This window comes from Synechococcus sp. A15-44 (assembly GCF_014280115.1).
In the GTDB taxonomy this organism is placed as follows: domain Bacteria; phylum Cyanobacteriota; class Cyanobacteriia; order PCC-6307; family Cyanobiaceae; genus Parasynechococcus.
Genome location: NZ_CP047938.1, coordinates 2,335,152 through 2,352,830 on the forward strand (window position 1 = coordinate 2,335,152; position 17,679 = coordinate 2,352,830).

Sequence of the window (17,679 nt, forward strand, 5' to 3'; positions counted from 1 at the left end):
CCATAAAAAAAGCCCTCCGCAAAGGAGGGCTTGGTGTGTGAGGAAGGTTGTTCTGAAGGCCCAACCGAAGTCGGGGCAAATGATCAGAACTTGAAGGTGGTCTGAACCAGGCCACCGAGGACGCCAAGGGACTTGTAGTTGCCGTTGTCAGCCTGGGTGTCGTCACCGAAGGGACGGCTCAGCCAGTACACAGCAGGGGTGATCTGGATGTTGTCAGTCACCTGGAAGCTGTACCAGAGCTCCATGGCGTAACCGCCGTCAGCAACGAAGCCGTCTTCGACCTCGTAGACGAACTGGGGCTGACCCACGGCATAACCCAGGGCGTTGCCTTCGAGGAAGACATCGTTCCAGGTCAGACCCACCATCCAGCTGGCCATGGACCGCTTGTTGGTGTTGTCATCCCAGGCATCGTTGCCAGTCAGGTAGGAGCTACCGACACCAGCGCTGATGGAAGGCATCCAGCCGGACTCTTCAGGACGCCAGAAGGCATGGGCAGACCAGCTGTGGCTGTCGGCGTTGGTGCGCTCGCCGTCAGCGACGGTGCAAGGGGTGCCGAACTTGCCGCCAGCGGCGTACTCAGTTGCGGTACGGAACTTGGCACCGCACTGGCCGTAGCGATAACCGGCGGCCAAGCCCCACTGCTTGTTGCCGTAGGCAATCTGCGTGGTGATATTGCCTTCCGAGTTGTCGGTCATGAAGCCACCCGTGTTGGGGTTGCTGTCATTGGCCTCACCGGAGTCGGCAACATAGTTAGCAGCCACGGTGAAGTAGGGGTTGCCCTTCTCCACTTGCTTCTTGTTGCTGTAGATGGCACCGAAGCCACCGCCGGTCTCCTTGTTCCAGACGCCGGGGGTACCCAGGGAACCACCGAAGAAATCAAGGATCTTGCTACCGCCCTTGCCGTAAGCACTGGCCTTGTAGCCCATCATCTCGGTGTTCCGGGTCAGAGGACCGACCTGGACTTTGAAGCTGTCGCCGAGGGGGAAGCGATAGTAGAGACGATCAATCTCGACGCTGTTGCCACCGGGGGCAGCGGTGTCGAGCTTGTTCATGGGAACGCCGTTGCCGTCCCACACGCTGCTGTCGCCCATGTTGCCGGCGCGCAGACGGGTGTACAGCAGGTCCTTGCCGCTGAAGGAGGTCTTCAGGCCAAGACGCAGGTCGTAGCTGAAGGAGAAGGCGCCGTAACGAGCGTTGTAATCAGAACGCTTGCGATTGCGGACCCGATCCTCATCAGAGGTGTCTCTGTAGTTATCGCCAATCGCGTTGGTAGCACCAGCGACCCAGACGGTTTTGGCCTTGAGCTTGGTGGTGGTGGAGAACTGGGTGGCTTCCAGTTCGCCCACGCGGGCCTCGAGGCCGTCAACGCGACCCTTGAGGATGGCCAGCTCGGTTTCGAATTCCTTGAGCAGACGACGCAGCTCGTCGGTCACTTCAGTGATCCGGTCGAGGCAAGCGTTCAGCAGGGCGGCCGCTTCATAGCGGGTCATGGCACGGTTGCCACGGAAGGTGCCGTTGGGGTAACCGGCGACGCAGCCGTAGGTCTCCACCAGGTTGGCCAAAGCCTGATAGGCCCAGTCGGTGGGGTAGACGTCAGAGAACTGGGTGACGCTGGTGACCTGATCAGCGGAAGCCGCGTAATCAGAGACGCCGTTGATGTTCAGCTCGGCGGCATTGGCGCCGGTGGCCAGAAGGCCAAGGGCGGCAGGAGCCACCAGCAGTTGCTGGAAAAGCTTCATTTTGGGTTCTCACACCAAGAGAAATTGCCGGCAAGACATGCCAGCGGACCAACGCTATTGGCACGAGATCACCATGCCGATAACAGCAACCCAAGGGTTGTTTATGTATCGGTTAAGACCATTCATCTCTCGCTTGAGTCCAATAAAAAAGCTCTCCACCGAGGTGGAGAGCCGAAGGATCTGAAGAGGATGAAACCCCAGAAGGGGCCTCAAACCAAGAATCAGAACTTGAACTGGGTCTTGATCAGACCGCTCATGGCGTTGAGGCCATCGGAGTCCTGGGAAGGGAAGGGCTTCGCCAGGTAGGTGATGGCAGGAGTCACGCTGATGTTGTCGGTGACCTGGAACTTGTAGAAGAACTCCCAGGCGTAGCCGGCACCATCGCCATCGGTGTCGAAGGTGGGCTGACCAACAGCCATGCCGAGGGAGTTGCCTTCCAGGAAGGCATCAGCCCACTCGAGGCCCACATACCAGGAGGCGCTGTCGTAGTCATCGCCACCTGCTTCGGCGTAGGTAGCACCAACGCCAGCGCTGACGGAAGGAATGAAGCCTGACTCTTCAGGCATCCACCAGGCGCTCAGGCCCCAGGAGTTGGTTTGACCACCAAGACCTGAGATCAGGACGCCAGCAGGGTTGGCGTTGCCGATGTAGAGCTTGTCAGAGTTGCCGGAAGCCTTGGTGTAGGCAGCAGCGATACCCCAGTTCTCAGGTGCGTAAGCGATCTGAGTGGTGGCGCTGAAGTCAGCAGCGTCGGTGCCGATACCGCCACCGATCAGCTCACCGTCGTCGTTGACACAAGTGCTGGAGTTGGGGCAGCTCTTGTTGCCGTTGATCGACAGGTAGCTGGTGGAGATGCTGAAGTCATCAGACTTCCAGTACACACCAGCACCAGCGCCGAGAGCCAGGTTGTAAGCACCAGGGGCGCCGGCGTAGGTGAAGAAGTCGTACGTCATGGCAGACGGGTAGGCGCTAGGCCACACCGGCAGCATGTCGTCCATACGAACAACGGGGCCACCAACCACGGTGAAGTTCTCACCGATGGGGAAGCTGTAGTACAGGCGGTTGACCTTGACGTCGTTCTCGGAGTTGAAGCCGTACTCCTGAGCGAACAGGCCGTAGGTGCCGGCTCCACCGAACACGTTGTCCATGTTGCCCGCACGCAGACGGGTGTAGAGCAGGTCCTTACCGGTGAAGCTGGTCTCCAGGTTCAGCGCCAGGTTGTAGCTGAAGGAGGTACCGCCGCTAGCAGCTGCGGCCGCATCGCTGCCTTCACCGTGAAACTTGGCTGCGCCGAAGACCCAGTCAGCCTTACCTTTCAGCTTGGTGGTGGTGGAGAACTGGGTGGCTTCCAGTTCGCCCACGCGGGCCTCGAGGCCGTCAACGCGACCCTTGAGGATGGCCAGCTCGGTTTCGAATTCCTTGAGCAGACGACGCAGCTCGTCGGTCACTTCAGTGATCCGGTCGAGGCAAGCGTTCAGCAGGGCGGCCGCTTCATAGCGGGTCATGGCACGGTTGCCACGGAAGGTGCCGTTGGGGTAACCGGCGACGCAGCCGTAGGTCTCCACCAGGTTGGCCAAAGCCTGATAGGCCCAGTCGGTGGGGTAGACGTCAGAGAACTGGGTGACGCTGGTGACCTGATCAGCGGAAGCCGCGTAATCAGAGACGCCGTTGATGTTCAGCTCGGCGGCATTGGCGCCGGTGGCCAGAAGGCCAAGGGCGGCAGGAGCCACCAGCAGTTGCTGGAAAAGCTTCATGGGATTCCTCACACAGGAAATAGGCGCAACTACGCCATTTCCAAATTTTGCGGGCTGCTCATCGGCCCACCAACGCCGCGTGTGCCGGTCCCTACATCGACATGTATCAGTGGATACCGTTTCGGGGGCGAGGCACTCCCAAATAAACGATGCCCCCGCCCGGACATCCGGGCGGGGGCTCTCGCCGGGTCCGCTTTTGCCGCGGAACCGGATGATCAGTCAGAAGGCGCCGTTCAGCCGGCGTTCTCCGCGATCAGCAGACCCTGGATCAAACAACTGGGAATCATGGACACCTCCTCCTGAAGGGTTGTGAATGCCGGCAACGCCTTCGGAGTTGTGCCCACTTCCCGAAGGAAGCACTCACTTCTCCACGCCGCTGCATCCTGAACACCAGGACCATACTCAGTTTTTGATGTGAAGAGGGGCCCCCATGCGCTCCGGCTCAGCTCCTGACGCAGCACCCTGGATCGCATTGGTGGCGCTCGGCATAGTCGCTGCCGTGCTGGCCCTGATCGGCCTCGGCGATCTCCCCTTGCGGGACTTCGATGAAGCCACCGTGGCCCAGGTGGCCCTCGAACTTCGCCACGGCCTCGGGGAAGCCCCGTTGCTACCCACCCTCTGGGACAAGCCCTATCTCAACAAGGCACCTGGTCTGCACAGCCTGATCGCCCTCGTGATCGGCGCCACAACGCAGCCCGACCAGCTCCCCTCGGAGTGGACGATCCGTCTGGCACCCGCCTTGCTGTCGTGCCTGGTGGTGCCCCTTGGAGGCTGGCTGCAATGGACGCTGCGGCCGGGAGATCGCTCCAGCGCCCTCGCCACCAGCGTGATTCTGCTGACACTGTTGCCGGTGGCCCGGCACGGACGTCTGGCCATGCTGGATGGAACCCAGCTGTCGGCCATGGCTTTGCTTTGGCTGGCCCTGATGAAGCTCAACGGCAGCCGAACCAGTGCACTCTGGGGGGGCGTCGCCGGCCTGATGGCCAGCGCCATGCTGCTGCTCAAAGCCCCGTTGCTGGTGCCCGCGGCGGTGGCCGCTGTTGTGGCCCTGGCCTGGAGCCAGGAATGGAAATCCTGGCCCAACAAGTCGGCAGCCCTGATCGGGATGCTGCTGGGCCTGGCGCCGGGAATCGGCTGGCATCTCTGGCATGCCCACATCCGAGGCAGCGAAGCGCTCTGGCTCTGGGGCGGCGATGGCGCTGGGCGGGTTCTTCTGGATGCTGGCGAAGGCAGTGATCTGGGCTGGAGGGTCCCGCTGATCGAAGTGCTGGAGGGGGGCTGGCCCTGGCTGCCGCTGCTGCCCTTCGCCCTGGCCTGGGCCTGGCGATGGCGTCAAAGCCGCTGGGGCCGCTGGTCCTTGGCCTCCCTGCTCACCCTGGCCGGGGCCATTCTTCCGCTGCGCACCCAGCTCCCCTGGTACAGCCACCCGCTCTGGCTGCCGATTGCTCTTCTTTGTGCTCCGCTGCTGGCCTGGCTGGTGGAGCAACCCTTGTCATCCAAACGTGCACCTGAGAGCCCCAATCCCCCCTGCCGCTGGCTGCTGTCGCGGCTTCCAATGTTCTGGTGCGGGCTCGGACTGCTGCTCCTGCTGCTTTGGCTGAGCAGCTTCACCAGCATCGGCAGCAGCCTTGTGCCCTACCGCGACCTGGCGGTTGTGCTGGGCCTTGGCTGGTGTGGCGGCGGATGGTGGCTGCGCTCTGGCGCACCACAGCGACGACGCCTGGGGGTGATCAGCCTCAGCTGCGGCAATGTGGCAGCGCTGGCCCTGCTGTTTCACTCCCCCCTGTGGTTGTGGGAGCTCAACGAAACCTGGCCCGTGCAACCGGTGGCAGCCCTGGCCAGAGCCAACCCTGGAGGCGAGATCAGGCTGAAGGGTTACGACGAGCGTCCCAGTCTCAACTGGTATGCCGAACAACGCATTCAGCGCTACGAAGGTGGCGCGGGTCTCCGTCTCAGCGACAAACCGCAGGAGAACTGCGTCACCGAAGGCCAAGCGGGGCGATGGACCCTGGCCAACTGTCGGTAGCCTGAGCCCGACTGGAGCGCACTGTGTCGTCCACCGCGGAACGTGAAGGACCGACAAGCCACAGCGGCCTGTCCATCGTGCTGCCCACATTCAATGAGGGTGGTTCCATCCGCCAGGTGATCGAGTCCCTGCTGCACCTGGGGACGGATCATCCGCTCGAAATCCTGATCGTCGATGACGATTCCCGCGATGGCACCCCTGATCTGGTTCGTGCCCTGGCCCGCCAGGACCCCAGGATCCGGATCATCCAACGGGTGGGACGCTCCGGACTGGCCAGCGCCATCAAAGAAGGGCTGATCGCAGCCCTGTATCCCACCGCTGTTGTGATGGACAGCGATGGCCAGCACGAACCGACCTCCGTGGGCGAAGCCGTGCAGCTCCTGGATCACGAGGGACTGGACCTTGTGGCCGGGAGCCGCTTCCTCGACCGCTCCGAAATCCGAGGCCTCAGTGATCGACGCACCGATGGCTCCACCCTCGCCAACCGTCTCGCCCGTTGGAGCCTCCCAAGCTCCTACCGGCACCTGACCGATTGCATGAGTGGCTTCATCGTGCTGCGCCTCAACCACTGCCTGCCGCTGGTGCGGCAAGTGGACGTCAACGGCTTCAAATTTTTCTACGAACTCCTGGCCATCAGCCGCGGCCGCCTGCAGGTGGGAGAAATTCCGCTGAGCTTTCAGCCGCGGCTGCATGGCAGCTCCAAGCTCGATCTCGCCATCCTTTGGGACTTCATCGTGTCCCTGATTCACACCGCAACCCTGCGGCTGTTGCCGCGTCGGGCCATCAGCTTCGGGCTTGTGGGCGCCTCAGGCGTGGTGGTGCAGCTGCTGTCCACAGCACTGCTGATGGGCCTGTTCAACCTGGCGTTTCAGCAAGCGCTTCCGGTGGCCGTGATCACAGCAGCAAGCTCGAACTATCTGGTGAACAACGCCCTCACCTTCCGAGACCGACGCCAAAGCGGTCGACAGTTGATCCGAGGGTTACTGAAATTCCTGCTGGTGGCTTCCCTGCCGGCCCTTGCCAACGTTGGCCTTGCAACCAGTTTTTACACCCTGATCCAGGCCCATGCGCTCTGGGCCCAGCTGGCGGGCATTGTTGTCGTCTACGTCTGGAACTATGCGGCGTCATCCCGCTTTGTCTGGAACAGTCCTTAAGCTGACCTGGCTGCCGATCGGCGTGGGAATCCTGCTGCGGCTGGTGCAGGTTTGGATGCCGGTGCTGGGGGTTCACAGCTGGCGGCAGGCCGACACCGCGGCCATGGCGAGGCATTTCCTCCAGGAAGGCACACCGATCTGGCTGCCGCAGGTCGACTGGGGCGGTGCGAGTGCCGGCTTCGTGGAGTCGGAATTTCCCCTCTACCCCTTTCTGGTAAGCCGCCTCTACGGCCTGATCGGCGTGCAGGAGTGGCTGGGCCGCGGTCTGTCGGTGTTCTGCAGCGCCTTGACCATCTGGCTGGTGATGCGCCTGGGCCGGCGTTGGTTCAACCCCGAAGCCGGCTGGTGGGCGGGCCTGGCCTTTGCCATCGCACCTTTGGGGGTGTATTTCGGGCGCGCCTTTCAGGCCGAAGCCCTGTTGCTGCTCTGTGCCGCAGGGGCCCTGGAGAGCCTGAGCCTCTGGCGTGAGCGACGCTTGCCCTGGGCCCTTGCCCTGAGCTGGGTGTGCCTCACCAGTGCTGGCCTGATCAAGGTAATTCCACTGCTCTGGTTGGGGCTACCGCTGCTGATGGTGCAGCTCAGCTCCAACCCTCAAGGCCAGGCCCCAGCCCTGCAGACCCTGCCGAGCCGCGTGCTTCGTCAGCTGGGGCGTCCGGGCTTCTGGCTTTACATCGGCAGCAGCCTGATGGCGATCGCCGGCTGGTACTGGCATGCCCATCAACTGGGACAGGCCAGTGGACTGAGCTTCGGGTTCTGGGGCTCGGGCGCCGATCGCAGCAGCCTCAGTCTTCTGCTGGACCTCAACGGCTGGATCAACCTGCTGGTGCGGGTGAGCCTGCGTCTCCTGGCGCTGGTGGGAGTGCCGTTTCTGCTGATCGGTCTCAGGGCGAGCTGGCGCAGCGGCGGCGGGCAGATCGCGATCAGCGGCTTGGTGGGGGTGCTGCTCTGCACAATCGCCACCATGCGCTCGAGCACGATTCACGAGTACTACCAGCTGCCGCTGCTGCTGTTCAGTTCCCCACTGATCGGCTTGGGCTGGCAGACCTGGCACCAGCGGCGGCCCCGCTGGCAGCCTCGGCTGTTGATCGGCCTTGCCCTGGTGGTGAGCCTCACGGTGCTCTCCCTGGATTACTGGGCGGTGGAGCATCGCCAGCGAGACGCATGGATGCCATTGGCCCTCACCATCCGCAGGGATCTGCCCGGCGAGGCTCGGATTGTGAGTGTCACCAGCACCGACCCAACCCTGCTCAACCTGGCCCGCCGTCAGGGCTGGCTGATCTCCAGCAAACAACTGACGCCGGAGCGACTGCAGCGCTGGAAACGGGCTGGAGCCAGCCATCTGGCCGGCAGCTTCCTATGGGACAAGACCTACCGGCCAATGCCGAAGCGGCGGCAACTGCGTCTGCGGGAGATGGTGGAGGCAAGCCCCCGTGCCTGGGTGGACGCTGGCAGCCAGACCTATCTGATTCCGATCGATGACCTCCAGCCTCAGCGCTGACGCCCGGCCATCTCAGCCGCGGGGCTGTCCTCCGCTGCTGCTGGCGCTTTGCGCAGGGCTGGGCCTGCTGCTCTGGGGCGTTGCGGCGACACGCCATGGCCTGCTCCAGAGCAATGCCTACGACCTGGGGCTGTTCGATCAATGGGCCTGGCTGATCGGATCGGGAATGGCACCGATCTCCTCGATGGAGCAGGTGCATGTGCTGGCCGACCATGGGGCCTGGATGCTCTATCTGGCCGGTGCGGCCTATCGGATCCTGCCCAGCATCCATTGGCTCCTGGCCAGTCAGGCCCTGGCGCTGAGTTGCACCGCACTGCCGGTTTGGTGGCTTGCGAAGCAGGCTGGCTTGGGCGCTCGGCAGTGCTGGCTGGCCTGCGGCCTCTGGTGGCTGCAGCCGGTGGTGTTCAACGCCGCACTGTTCGATTTCCACCCCGAGACCTGGGTGATGCCGGCCTTCGCCCTGGCGCTCTGGGCCGAGCGCGCAGGCCGCCCCCGGCTCTGGTTTGGCTTGCTGCTGCTGATGCTGGGCTGCCGCGATGGCTTGCTGCTGATCACAGCGGGCATGGCCGTCGATCTTGCCTGGCGGCGGCGGTGGCGGTGGAGTCTTGCTGCGGGCGGCCTCAGCATTGGCTGGCTGCTGATGCTCAGCCGTTGGCTTTATCCACTGCTCCGGGATGGTGAAGGCCCCAAGGCCGCATCGCGAATGTTCAACCATTTGAACGGCGATCCCCTAACGGTTCTCAGTGGCCTGGATTGGGCCGGAGGAGCGGAATATCTGCTGCTGCTTTGCCTGCCCTGCATCGCGCTGTGGCGTCGGGCCTCCCTCAGCACGTTGCTGATCGGACTGCCGTTGGTGCTGGTGAATCTGCTCTCGGCATCCACCAGCTACCGCACCCTGGTGCATCACTACAGCCTGCCCCTGGCGTTGGTGGCCGTGGTGGCCTGCATTGATGCCCTGCGGGGGCAACCCCAACCCCAGCGGGGCTTTCCCTGGATGCTGTGCTGGGCCATGGCCTGTTGGCTGGCGCTGGCCAAGCCCTGGTTCTTCTCCGGGCCCTACCTGACCCGAGTGCCCCAGCTGCAAGAGGTTAATGAGGCCCAGGCTCTGATCCAACCGCAAGACGCCGTGCTCACCACCAGTTACCTGGTGCCACAGCTCAGCCAGCGCACCAGCATCGGCTTTCCCAAGAACAAGCAGAGTCCAACCCACAAGACTGGGCCATGGAACGTGCTGCTGCTCAATCCCAATGACCCGGGCTGGGGGTCAAGCCAACGGGTTCAGGAGAGGTTGCTTATTCAAGCCAAGGACAGGAACTGGAACTGCCAGAGCTGGCCGTCGGGTCTGGAGCTGTGTCGGGCACCTGCCGCTGCAGAACAACAGCCCCGCCGTGGCAATGCACCAAGCGATAGTCGCCCGACGCCTTGAGCTTCCGCAGTTCCCGCTGAATGCGCTGCTGTTTGTTGCGGGATCCCTTGAACACTGGAGCCAACGGAGTGTGATAGCCGGGCAGGGCCACCACCCAATCCACGGGTTGGATATCTCCATCGCGATCGCGGTATTGAACATGCCGAGGGAAACGAATCGCCGCCTCCCGTTGGGCCAACAACGGCAGCAAAGGCGTGTCGGCAGCAACGCTGGCATCCGATGGAATCAGCGCCACGGCCTGTGAAGCCGCCTTTCGGCGGTTCAGCATTTGCTGAGGAGACACGTACGCCCAAGGGGAAAAGCTGTCGGGGATGACGGCCGAGAGGGTGCGGTGGGGGTTCCCCACCAGCGTGAGCACAAGGCCAAGCGACAGGGCCGCGGTCCAACAACGGCGCAGCCAGGGCTTCGACCAGGCCTCCGGGTGGCGTTGCCACCAGAGCACAGCACCGAGATAGAGCCCGGGCACCAGAGCCAGCACGTAGCGCAGGGTGACGGACAAGGCCGATCGCCCTTGGGAGAGCAAAGCAATCAACAGCGGTGCCAGCATCAGCAAAGCGGCATCCACCGAGAACAGGGGCACCAGCACCAGCGGCAGGCTCAACGCCAGCACAAAGCCGAGGGTTGCCCCCGGCGGCGACACCAATGCTTCGAGCAACGCCAAAGGCTGGCGCAGCATGGCCCAAAGCACAGAAACCGTTCCCCCCGACGGGTCATCCACCAGATGGCCGAACTTCTCCTTGAGAAAGCGATCCGACAACGAGGAGTCCACCATCGGCTGAATCCAACCGGTGACCAACACGACCCAGGCGAAGGACACCCCCATCAGCAAGGCGCCGGTGATGCGTTGGTCGGGACGGCGCACCAAGGCCCAGAGGCCAAGGGAAAACAACAGCAAGCCACTGTCTTCTCGCACCAACAGCAACAGAGCGCCGAACAGCCACACCCGCCAACGGCAGCCATCGAGGAGCCCTCCCACCACGAGAAAGGCCAACAGGGGCAGCCAAACCAGATCATGAAAGTTCTCGAGAGCCGGGCCAATCACCGCACCACTGAGGAAGTAGGCCAGGGTGATCCGTTCAGCCAGGGGCCGCGGAAGGCGGGAGTCAGCCAATCGCCACAGCACCAGACCTGCGGCAGTGAGCAAGCCCACCTGAAGCAACGGCAGCGCCCACATCCCGAACACAGCCACAAGGGGGGCCATCAGCACGGTTAAGACGTTGGCGTGCTGCCCCAGGTGCAAGTAATCGATGGACGGGAGACCATCGCCGACCACCACCGCCCCCGACAACACCGATGAGAGGCTGCTTTCAAAGGGGCGACCCTGCGCTGTCGCCCAGAGCTCCTGCAGAAACAGGGCTTGGTCATAGGTGGCGCTGAGGCTGAACAGCCGCCAGGCCTGCAGCCCAAAACAGATCAGGACAAACAGACCTGCCATCGCCAACACCTTGCGTGGCCAACGGGTTGGGGAGGACGCATCTATGCCGCTGGGTCGACGCATGCAGCCGTCCTTGAAGGATTTTGGGCAGGTTACGGAGCGTGCTGCACGGGGCCAAGCAGCACGCGCGTGCGCAACAACAACAGATAAATGGAGGCGTAGAGCACCAGCTCACCCCACTCCTGATCCCGATTGAGGATCAACTCGGAGAAAGTGCGCGTCGCAATGCAGAACGCCAGCGCAGAAACCGCCAGAAACAGCGGCCAGCTGTAGACAGCGGGAGTGAGGGCCCGAACCACGGGCGCCATCGATTCAGAACAGTGTTTTGTGAGCGCTTGCATCCAGCGCGGCGCCAGAACCACAACAGCCAAAACCCCAAGGGTCGCCAGGAAGGTGCCCAGATCCAGTCGTTCCTGAAACCAGCCGATGTTGTGCAGAGTCGTCTCGTTCTGCGCGTTGATCTCGTTCAACAAGGGCGGGGTCCGCCAGCTGAAGATCACCTGGCCCCAGGCGAGCTCCTCCATCAAGACCAGGGCCAGACATACCGCGCCGCCCTGGAACAGCCGACCGGGGCTGCATTCCTGCAAACGCGCATTCAAGTCGGAGCCGATCAACCAGGCCGTCCGGCTGGCGAGCACCAGCACCAGCACCTGGCTCCACTCCACCAGGCCACCCTCGCCAAACACCAGATTTTTGTAGGCGTCACGGTCCGGCGAGCCGGTCTTCAAACCGACGACCAGCAGAACCACAAGGATCAGCAGGCCCCACACCGCACGGGTGCGGCTCTGATGGGCCCTCGGATCGGCAACCGACAGCAACCGCAACAGCGCCTGAGAACGGGTGGCCCAGACCGCCAGTCCCGTGCTCACCCCCGCCACAACACCCCAACCGAGATCAGGTTGGGAACCACCAGAGGCAGACATCACCAGCTGCACGGCCACCGTCAACAGCGACGCACCCGCCACCACCAGGAACAATGCAGCGATGGCTGTCTTGAGGGCGCGACCCCGTGTGTAGATCACAGCCACCAGCCCATCCCTTGCGCGAAGCGCAGGTTAAGCAGAGGTTTAGAACCGAACTCTGAGACCGGGGTTCACCCTCCGCACGAGCCAACCGTGATTCAGCAACCCAATGCAGCGGATCCAGGCCAGATCGGAATCATTCCGCTGACGCCACGATCGATCCGAACACTGCTGATGGCCATCACCGCATTTTTTTTGGTGGCCCACAGCGTCGTGCAAGTGGGCATTTACGGCTTCGGGGCGGAGAAGCATTGGCTCGACAGCCTCAACATGGACCGCGAACTCAACCTGCCCACCCTGTTCAGCAGCGCGCTGTTGCTGATGGCGGCCCTGTTGATGCAACGACTGGGGCAGAGCAGCGATCGCATCGCTGCCCAGGACTGGCGTTTGCTGTCGAAGATTTTCATCTTTCTGGCACTCGACGAAGCCCTTCAGATCCACGAGATCCTGATCATTCCAGGGCTCAGGCGCCAGGTGCACCCCGCTCTGGCATCCACCTGGGTGGTGCCCTACGCCGTGCTCGCCCTCATCCTGCTGTGGCGCTTTCGCCGCTTCCTCGGCTCAATCTCCCGAGCAACGGCATCACGGTTGCTGCGATCAGGGGCCGTCTACATCGGCGGTGCCATCGGCATAGAGATGATCGGCAGCTTCGCCGTTCGATCGAATCTGATCCGACTGCATAGCCCCTGGTATGGCGCCATTACAGGCCTGGAGGAAGCGTTGGAACTGCTTGGCATCGTTCTGCTCATCGATGCACTGTTGCGAGCGCTGCTCGATCAACGCAACGGCCTCGATCTCACCTTGCGTCTGGGACCTGATTCAGACAGCAACTGAACCAAAAAAAAACCGCCCTGTTGGGCGGTTGAAGGAACAATCGGCCTTGCGATCAGAGGGCGTTACCACGGGGCAGAACCTCTTCAGGGAAGACGAAGTTTTCGTGCGGCTGGTCAGCCGGTGCCATCCAGGCACGCAGACCTTCATTCAGAAGGATGTTCTTGGTGTAGAAGGTCTCGAATTCGGGATCTTCTGCAGCGCGGATTTCCTGAGACACGAAGTCGTAGGCGCGCAGGTTGAGGGCCAGGCCGATGATGCCGATGGAGCTGGTCCACAGGCCCATCACAGGCACGAACAGCATGAAGAAGTGCAGCCAGCGCTTGTTGGAGAAGGCGATACCGAAGATCTGACTCCAGAAGCGGTTGGCGGTGACCATGGAATAGGTCTCTTCTTCCTGAGTGGGCTCGAACGCCTTGAAGGTGTTGGCCTGCTCACCGTCCTCAAACAGGGTGTTTTCCACGGTGGCGCCGTGAATGGCGCAGAGGAGTGCACCGCCGAGGATGCCGGCGACGCCCATCATATGGAAGGGGTTCAGGGTCCAGTTGTGGAAGCCCTGGAGGAAGAGAAGGAAGCGGAAGATCGCAGCCACACCGAAGGAGGGCGCGAAGAACCAGCTGCTCTGGCCGAGGGGGTACATCAGGAAGACGCTGACGAACACCGCGATCGGACCGGAGAAGGCGATGGCGTTGTAGGGGCGGATGCCGACCAGACGAGCGATCTCGAACTGACGGAGCATGAAGCCGATCAGTGCGAAGGCGCCGTGCAGGGCCACGAAGGCCCAGAGGCCGCCGAGCTGACACCAGCGAACGAAGTCGCCCTGGGCTTCAGGGCCCCAGAGCAGCAGCAGGCTGTGACCCATCGCATCAGCGGGGGTGGACACAGCAGCGGTCAGGAAGTTGCAACCTTCCAGGTACGAGGAGGCAATGCCGTGGGTGTACCAGGAGGTGACAAAGGTGGTGCCTGTCAGCCAGCCACCGATGGCCAGGTAGGCCGTTGGGAGGAGAAGGATGCCGGACCAGCCGACAAAAACGAAGCGGTCGCGCTTGAGCCAGTCATCGAGGACGTCAAACCATCCCCGCTGTGGCGCGCGTCCTACAGCGATCGTCATGAGAGGTGCTTCATGATCCGTTACACGGCCGAGCCTAGGGGGGTGATCACCGAAATGGGGCGGCTCCCCACACCCTTTTCGAGGGGATGAGTAGAAATGCGCATTTTTGGACCGACGGGATGCCGGTCCCTCCGCGAAGATGACGCATCGCTTCTTTCCAACGCTGTGTACGTCATCGAACTGGCCCTGCGCATGAGTCCTGTCCCGGTGTCTGTTCAGCGCAAGGAGCATGCAGATGCCGATGCGCTGTATCAGCAGATCCGTCAGGCCCTCGAGAACGGCCAACCGCGGCTGCTGGAGCTCACCTGCGAGAAAGTGGAAGGCAAGAAAGTAACGCTGCTGGTCAGTGAGGTTCTTGCCGTTCAGCTTTATGAGAAAGCTTCGGCAGCGGGTGGCAGCAAGCGTCCCGGCTTTTCCTTTGATTCCTGACACCTCGACCGCCGAACTGAGCGTTGAGGCCGTTAACCACCGCTGGCCGAACGGCCAACAGGCCCTCAACTGCTGCAACCTGGTCATTCCGGGCCCAGGCCTCTGGATGCTGGTGGGCAGCAACGGCAGCGGCAAAAGCACCCTGTTCCGCCTGATTGCAGGACTGCTCGAACCTCAGAGCGGACGCATCGCCTGCCGCACCAAAACGGCCCTGGTGTTTCAGAACCCAGACCATCAGCTGCTGCTCCCCAGTTGCGGCAGCGATCTGATGCTGGGCATGGACCCTGAAGGGCCCCAGCAGCACCGCCTAAGCACCGTGCGCGACCTGCTGAGCCAGCTTGGCCTCGCCCAACTGGAGAAGCGGCCAATTCACAGCCTCAGCGGCGGCCAGAAACAACGCCTGGCCATTGCCGGAGCCCTGGCCAGTGACGCCGGGCTCCTGCTGCTCGATGAGCCGACCGCCCTGCTGGACCCTGAGAGCCAGACAACGGTGCTGACCACCGTGCAACGGCTTTGCAAAGACCCCGTGAAGCCGATCACGGCGCTGTGGATCACCCACAGGCTTGGGGAATTGGCCTTCGCCGATGGCGCCGCTCGCATGCAAAACGGTCGGATTGGACCATGGACCCGAGGGCCAGAACTGCAACGGCGCTTGCAGGCGGGCACATTCGAGGGGTAAGTTCTTCGGGTCTCATTCCTCGGTAGCTCAGCGGTAGAGCGGTCGACTGTTAATCGATTGGTCGCAGGTTCGAATCCCGCCCGGGGAGCTTTAAAGCCACAGCTCACGCTGTGGCTTTTTTATTGACGAAAAGAGGAATTTCGTGACGGGTGATTGCCCGAAGCGGAAGACTTCCTAAACAGACACGGGCGGAAGACAAGCAAAAAAACCTCCAGATCGCTGCTCCTGCAAGCGATCTGCGACAACCAAGCCCCTAACGATCTCTTTGCTGAAAATCTGCAGACAGTTGAAAAGCTTGAGAGAATCCGTTCAGCGTTAATCCCTGCAGACAAGCGCTCGTTATTTCTCCAGCCGAATTGCCGCCGAACCGATGAAGCCCTGCATCCTGCTAATCGAAGATGACCAGGACATGCGCGACCTGGTCAGCGGCCATCTGGAGCACAGCGGCTTCGATGTGCAGCGCGCCGACGATGGCATCAAAGGCCAGGCCCTCGCGCTGCAATACACCCCGGATCTGATCCTGCTGGATCTGATGCTGCCAAAAGTGGATGGCCTCACCCTGTGTCAGCGCCTGCGGCGCGACGACCGCACCGCCGGGATTCCGATCCTGATGCTCACGGCTCTCGGCGGCACCAAAGACAAGGTGAGCGGTTTCAATTCCGGTGCAGACGATTACCTGACCAAACCCTTCGACCTTGAGGAGCTTCAGGCGAGGGTCAAAGCCAAAGCTCTGCTGCGTCGCAGTGACCGAGCTCCCGTTGGATCCACCAACCACAACGAAATCCTCAGCTACGGGCCTCTCACCCTGGTGCCAGAGCGCTTTGAAGCCATCTGGTTCGATGAACCCGTGCGGCTCACGCATCTGGAGTTCGAACTGCTCCATTGCCTGCTGCAGCGTCATGGTCAGACCGTTGCTCCCTCGTTGATCCTCAAAGAGGTGTGGGGCTACGAACCCGATGACGACATCGAGACCATTCGCGTGCACGTCAGGCACCTGCGCACCAAATTGGAACCCGATCCGCGCAAGCCACGCTTCATCAAGACGGTGTACGGAGCGGGCTACTGCCTCGAGCTGCCCACCAGCGCCCAGATGGATGGTCTGGAGGACGTGGTGGCCATGGCCCGAGAAGAGCGCAAGCAGCAAGGCGATCGAGCCTCGGCCTGATCGCCGCAGACGGCCTAGGAGGCTGCTGAAAAAGCCAGCCGGCTGCGAGAGGATGGAGCAACGGCATTGATTTGATGCGCGGCCAGCAGGAACGCACCGGTCCCCTGTTCTCGTACATCTCCACAGAAGACCGGATCCCGGCCTCTCATCCGTTGCGCCAAGTGCGGCGGCTGGCGGATCAGGCCCTCGATCGGCTCAACCCCACCTTCTGCCAGCTCTACCCAGAGGGTGGTCGCCCGTCGATTCCCCCGGAGCAGCAGCTTCTCGCCCTGTTGCTACAGGCGATCTACGGCATTCGCTCTGAGCGGATGCTGATGGAGCAGCTCGACTACAACCTGCTGTTCCGCTGGTTTGTGGGGCTCAACCCGGACGATCCGGTCTGGCACCCGACCACATTCACCCTTACATCGGCCGCAGGCCGATCGTGCCGGAGGCACTAGAACCGCGACCGGCTGCTCAATGAGGAGCTGATGGCCAAGTTTTTGGAGCTGTTGCTGGCTGCACCTGAGGTCAAGCCATTACTGAGTTTGGAGCACTTCTCAGTGGATGGCACCTTGCTGAGAGCCTGGGCGTCTCACAGCTCGTTAGAGCGGATCGATGGTCTTGACGACGGGCCGCCGCCACCCAGTGGTGGCAATGGTTTTGGTGGTGCTCCAACCACTGGCAAGAAGCGCGCCAAAGGCGACTTCCGCGGCCTGCTGCTCTCCAACCAAACCCACCGCTCCGCAAGCGACGACGAGGCCCGGTTGTTCAAGAAAGCCCCGGGCGTCGGCGCTTTCCTGAGCTTCATGGGCCATTGCGTCATGGAGAACCGCAACGGCCTGGTGGTCGCCAGTGAAGTCAGCCAGGCCACAGGCAGAGCGGAGCGTGAGGCAGCGCTGCGCATGGCCCGTTCGCTCCGTGGTGCGCACCAGAAAACCTTGGGTGCCGACAAGGGTTACGACACCAGGGAGTTCGTGGCCGATCTGCGCATCAACGGCATCACTCCGCACGTTGCCCAGAACATCACTCGCAGCGGTGGATCGGCGATCGATGGCCGCACGTCCCGCCACCAGGGGTACGCCCAATCGATCAACTCCCGCAAGCGAATCGAGCAGGTGTTTGGCTGGATCAAACAGTCAGCAGGGTTGAGGCAACTCAAAGCTCGCGGCCGATCAAAGGTGGGAGCGGTGTTCCGGTTGCATGTCGTGGCCTACAACCTGATCCGCATCAGCAATCTGCTCAGAACCCAGACGGTGATGGCATGAGGGTGGCAACAGGAGACAAAAGGCACCGTCCACCAGTCTCCGAACCCTGTCTTGATGGCTCTCCAAGCAACGGGTCAGCCCATTGCTGGCCATCAACCTGATTGATGCCGTGGAAAAGGATCACGAATCGACCAAGACCAAGAGGACTGCTTCTCCTCGCTTT

Annotated in this window: 12 protein-coding genes, 1 tRNA gene and 2 pseudogenes; 10 read left to right on the forward strand and 5 right to left on the reverse strand. The window is 62.3% G+C overall.

Annotated elements, in window-relative coordinates:
- Positions 1-83: 83 nt before the first annotated feature.
- Together SynA1544_RS13110 and SynA1544_RS13115 are read right to left on the reverse strand one after the other, a co-directional pair.
- Entirely contained in the window at positions 84-1,739 is a 1,656-nt protein-coding gene (locus SynA1544_RS13110; protein ID WP_186514089.1) for an iron uptake porin, read from the reverse strand.
- Between the two features lie 221 nt (positions 1,740-1,960).
- Entirely contained in the window at positions 1,961-3,493 is a 1,533-nt protein-coding gene (locus SynA1544_RS13115) for an iron uptake porin (protein ID WP_186514090.1), read from the reverse strand.
- Between the two features lie 430 nt (positions 3,494-3,923).
- Between SynA1544_RS13115 and SynA1544_RS13120 the strand changes: the two genes are divergently transcribed.
- The 4 genes from SynA1544_RS13120 to SynA1544_RS13135 are packed head-to-tail and all read left to right on the forward strand — an operon-like array spanning position 3,924 to position 9,597.
- Entirely contained in the window at positions 3,924-5,519 is a 1,596-nt protein-coding gene (locus SynA1544_RS13120) for a glycosyltransferase family 39 protein (RefSeq protein ID WP_186514091.1), read from the forward strand.
- 23 nt (positions 5,520-5,542) lie between these two features.
- The gene (locus SynA1544_RS13125; protein WP_186514092.1) at positions 5,543-6,673 is read left to right on the forward strand and encodes a glycosyltransferase family 2 protein; all 1,131 of its coding nucleotides are present in this window, start codon (positions 5,543-5,545) and stop codon (positions 6,671-6,673) included.
- Complete coding sequence (locus SynA1544_RS13130; RefSeq protein ID WP_255477642.1) at positions 6,654-8,171, forward strand: glycosyltransferase family 39 protein; 1,518 nt, start codon at positions 6,654-6,656, stop codon at positions 8,169-8,171. Before SynA1544_RS13125 ends, SynA1544_RS13130 begins: the two co-directional genes overlap by 20 nt.
- The gene (locus SynA1544_RS13135; RefSeq protein ID WP_186514093.1) at positions 8,149-9,597 is read left to right on the forward strand and encodes a DUF2079 domain-containing protein; all 1,449 of its coding nucleotides are present in this window, start codon (positions 8,149-8,151) and stop codon (positions 9,595-9,597) included. Before SynA1544_RS13130 ends, SynA1544_RS13135 begins: the two co-directional genes overlap by 23 nt.
- Positions 9,598-9,604: 7 nt before the next feature.
- Here SynA1544_RS13135 and SynA1544_RS13140 read toward each other — a convergent pair.
- Both SynA1544_RS13140 and SynA1544_RS13145 read right to left on the reverse strand, forming a co-directional pair.
- Positions 9,605-11,095: pseudogene (locus tag SynA1544_RS13140) on the reverse strand (DUF2079 domain-containing protein); the annotation flags it as partial.
- A gap of 29 nt (positions 11,096-11,124) precedes the next feature.
- The gene (locus SynA1544_RS13145) at positions 11,125-12,060 is read right to left on the reverse strand and encodes a hypothetical protein (protein WP_186514094.1); all 936 of its coding nucleotides are present in this window, start codon (positions 12,058-12,060) and stop codon (positions 11,125-11,127) included.
- A gap of 87 nt (positions 12,061-12,147) precedes the next feature.
- Here SynA1544_RS13145 and SynA1544_RS13150 point away from each other — a divergent pair, with 87 nt between their 5' ends.
- Positions 12,148-12,888 (forward strand): hypothetical protein, encoded by a 741-nt coding sequence (locus SynA1544_RS13150; RefSeq protein ID WP_255477643.1) that lies wholly within the window; start codon positions 12,148-12,150, stop codon positions 12,886-12,888.
- 52 nt (positions 12,889-12,940) lie between these two features.
- Here SynA1544_RS13150 and psbD read toward each other — a convergent pair whose 3' ends face one another.
- On the reverse strand, positions 12,941-13,996 hold the full coding sequence (gene psbD, locus SynA1544_RS13155) for a photosystem II D2 protein (photosystem q(a) protein) (protein ID WP_006851499.1): 1,056 nt from the start codon (positions 13,994-13,996) through the stop codon (positions 12,941-12,943).
- A 165-nt stretch (positions 13,997-14,161) separates the two neighbouring features.
- Here psbD and SynA1544_RS13160 point away from each other — a divergent pair, with 165 nt between their 5' ends.
- The 5 genes and pseudogenes from SynA1544_RS13160 to SynA1544_RS13180 all read left to right on the forward strand — a co-directional run bounded on the left by SynA1544_RS13160 (position 14,162) and on the right by SynA1544_RS13180 (position 17,516).
- Positions 14,162-14,425 (forward strand): hypothetical protein, encoded by a 264-nt coding sequence (locus SynA1544_RS13160; RefSeq protein ID WP_114987520.1) that lies wholly within the window; start codon positions 14,162-14,164, stop codon positions 14,423-14,425.
- Positions 14,367-15,104, forward strand: a complete 738-nt coding sequence (locus tag SynA1544_RS13165; RefSeq protein ID WP_370594073.1) for an ABC transporter ATP-binding protein — start codon at positions 14,367-14,369, stop codon at positions 15,102-15,104. The genes SynA1544_RS13160 and SynA1544_RS13165 overlap by 59 nt, the downstream gene beginning before the upstream one ends.
- A gap of 16 nt (positions 15,105-15,120) precedes the next feature.
- A tRNA-Asn gene (locus SynA1544_RS13170) sits at positions 15,121-15,192 on the forward strand.
- A gap of 282 nt (positions 15,193-15,474) precedes the next feature.
- Entirely contained in the window at positions 15,475-16,269 is a 795-nt protein-coding gene (locus tag SynA1544_RS13175) for a response regulator transcription factor (protein WP_186514095.1), read from the forward strand.
- A 74-nt stretch (positions 16,270-16,343) separates the two neighbouring features.
- Positions 16,344-17,516 (forward strand): annotated as a pseudogene (locus SynA1544_RS13180) (IS5 family transposase).
- The last annotated feature ends 163 nt before the right edge of the window (positions 17,517-17,679 follow it).

Coding starts and splice junctions, on each gene's coding strand:
- SynA1544_RS13110 (WP_186514089.1), bottom strand. CDS start 1,739: ATGAAGCTTTTCCAGCAACTGCTGGTGGCTCCTGCCGCCCTTGGCCTT.
- SynA1544_RS13115 (WP_186514090.1), bottom strand. CDS start 3,493: ATGAAGCTTTTCCAGCAACTGCTGGTGGCTCCTGCCGCCCTTGGCCTT.
- SynA1544_RS13120 (WP_186514091.1), top strand. CDS start 3,924: ATGCGCTCCGGCTCAGCTCCTGACGCAGCACCCTGGATCGCATTGGTG.
- SynA1544_RS13135 (WP_186514093.1), top strand. CDS start 8,149: ATGACCTCCAGCCTCAGCGCTGACGCCCGGCCATCTCAGCCGCGGGGC.
- psbD (WP_006851499.1), bottom strand. CDS start 13,996: ATGACGATCGCTGTAGGACGCGCGCCACAGCGGGGATGGTTTGACGTC.
- SynA1544_RS13165 (WP_370594073.1), top strand. CDS start 14,367: ATGAGAAAGCTTCGGCAGCGGGTGGCAGCAAGCGTCCCGGCTTTTCCT.
- SynA1544_RS13175 (WP_186514095.1), top strand. CDS start 15,475: ATGAAGCCCTGCATCCTGCTAATCGAAGATGACCAGGACATGCGCGAC.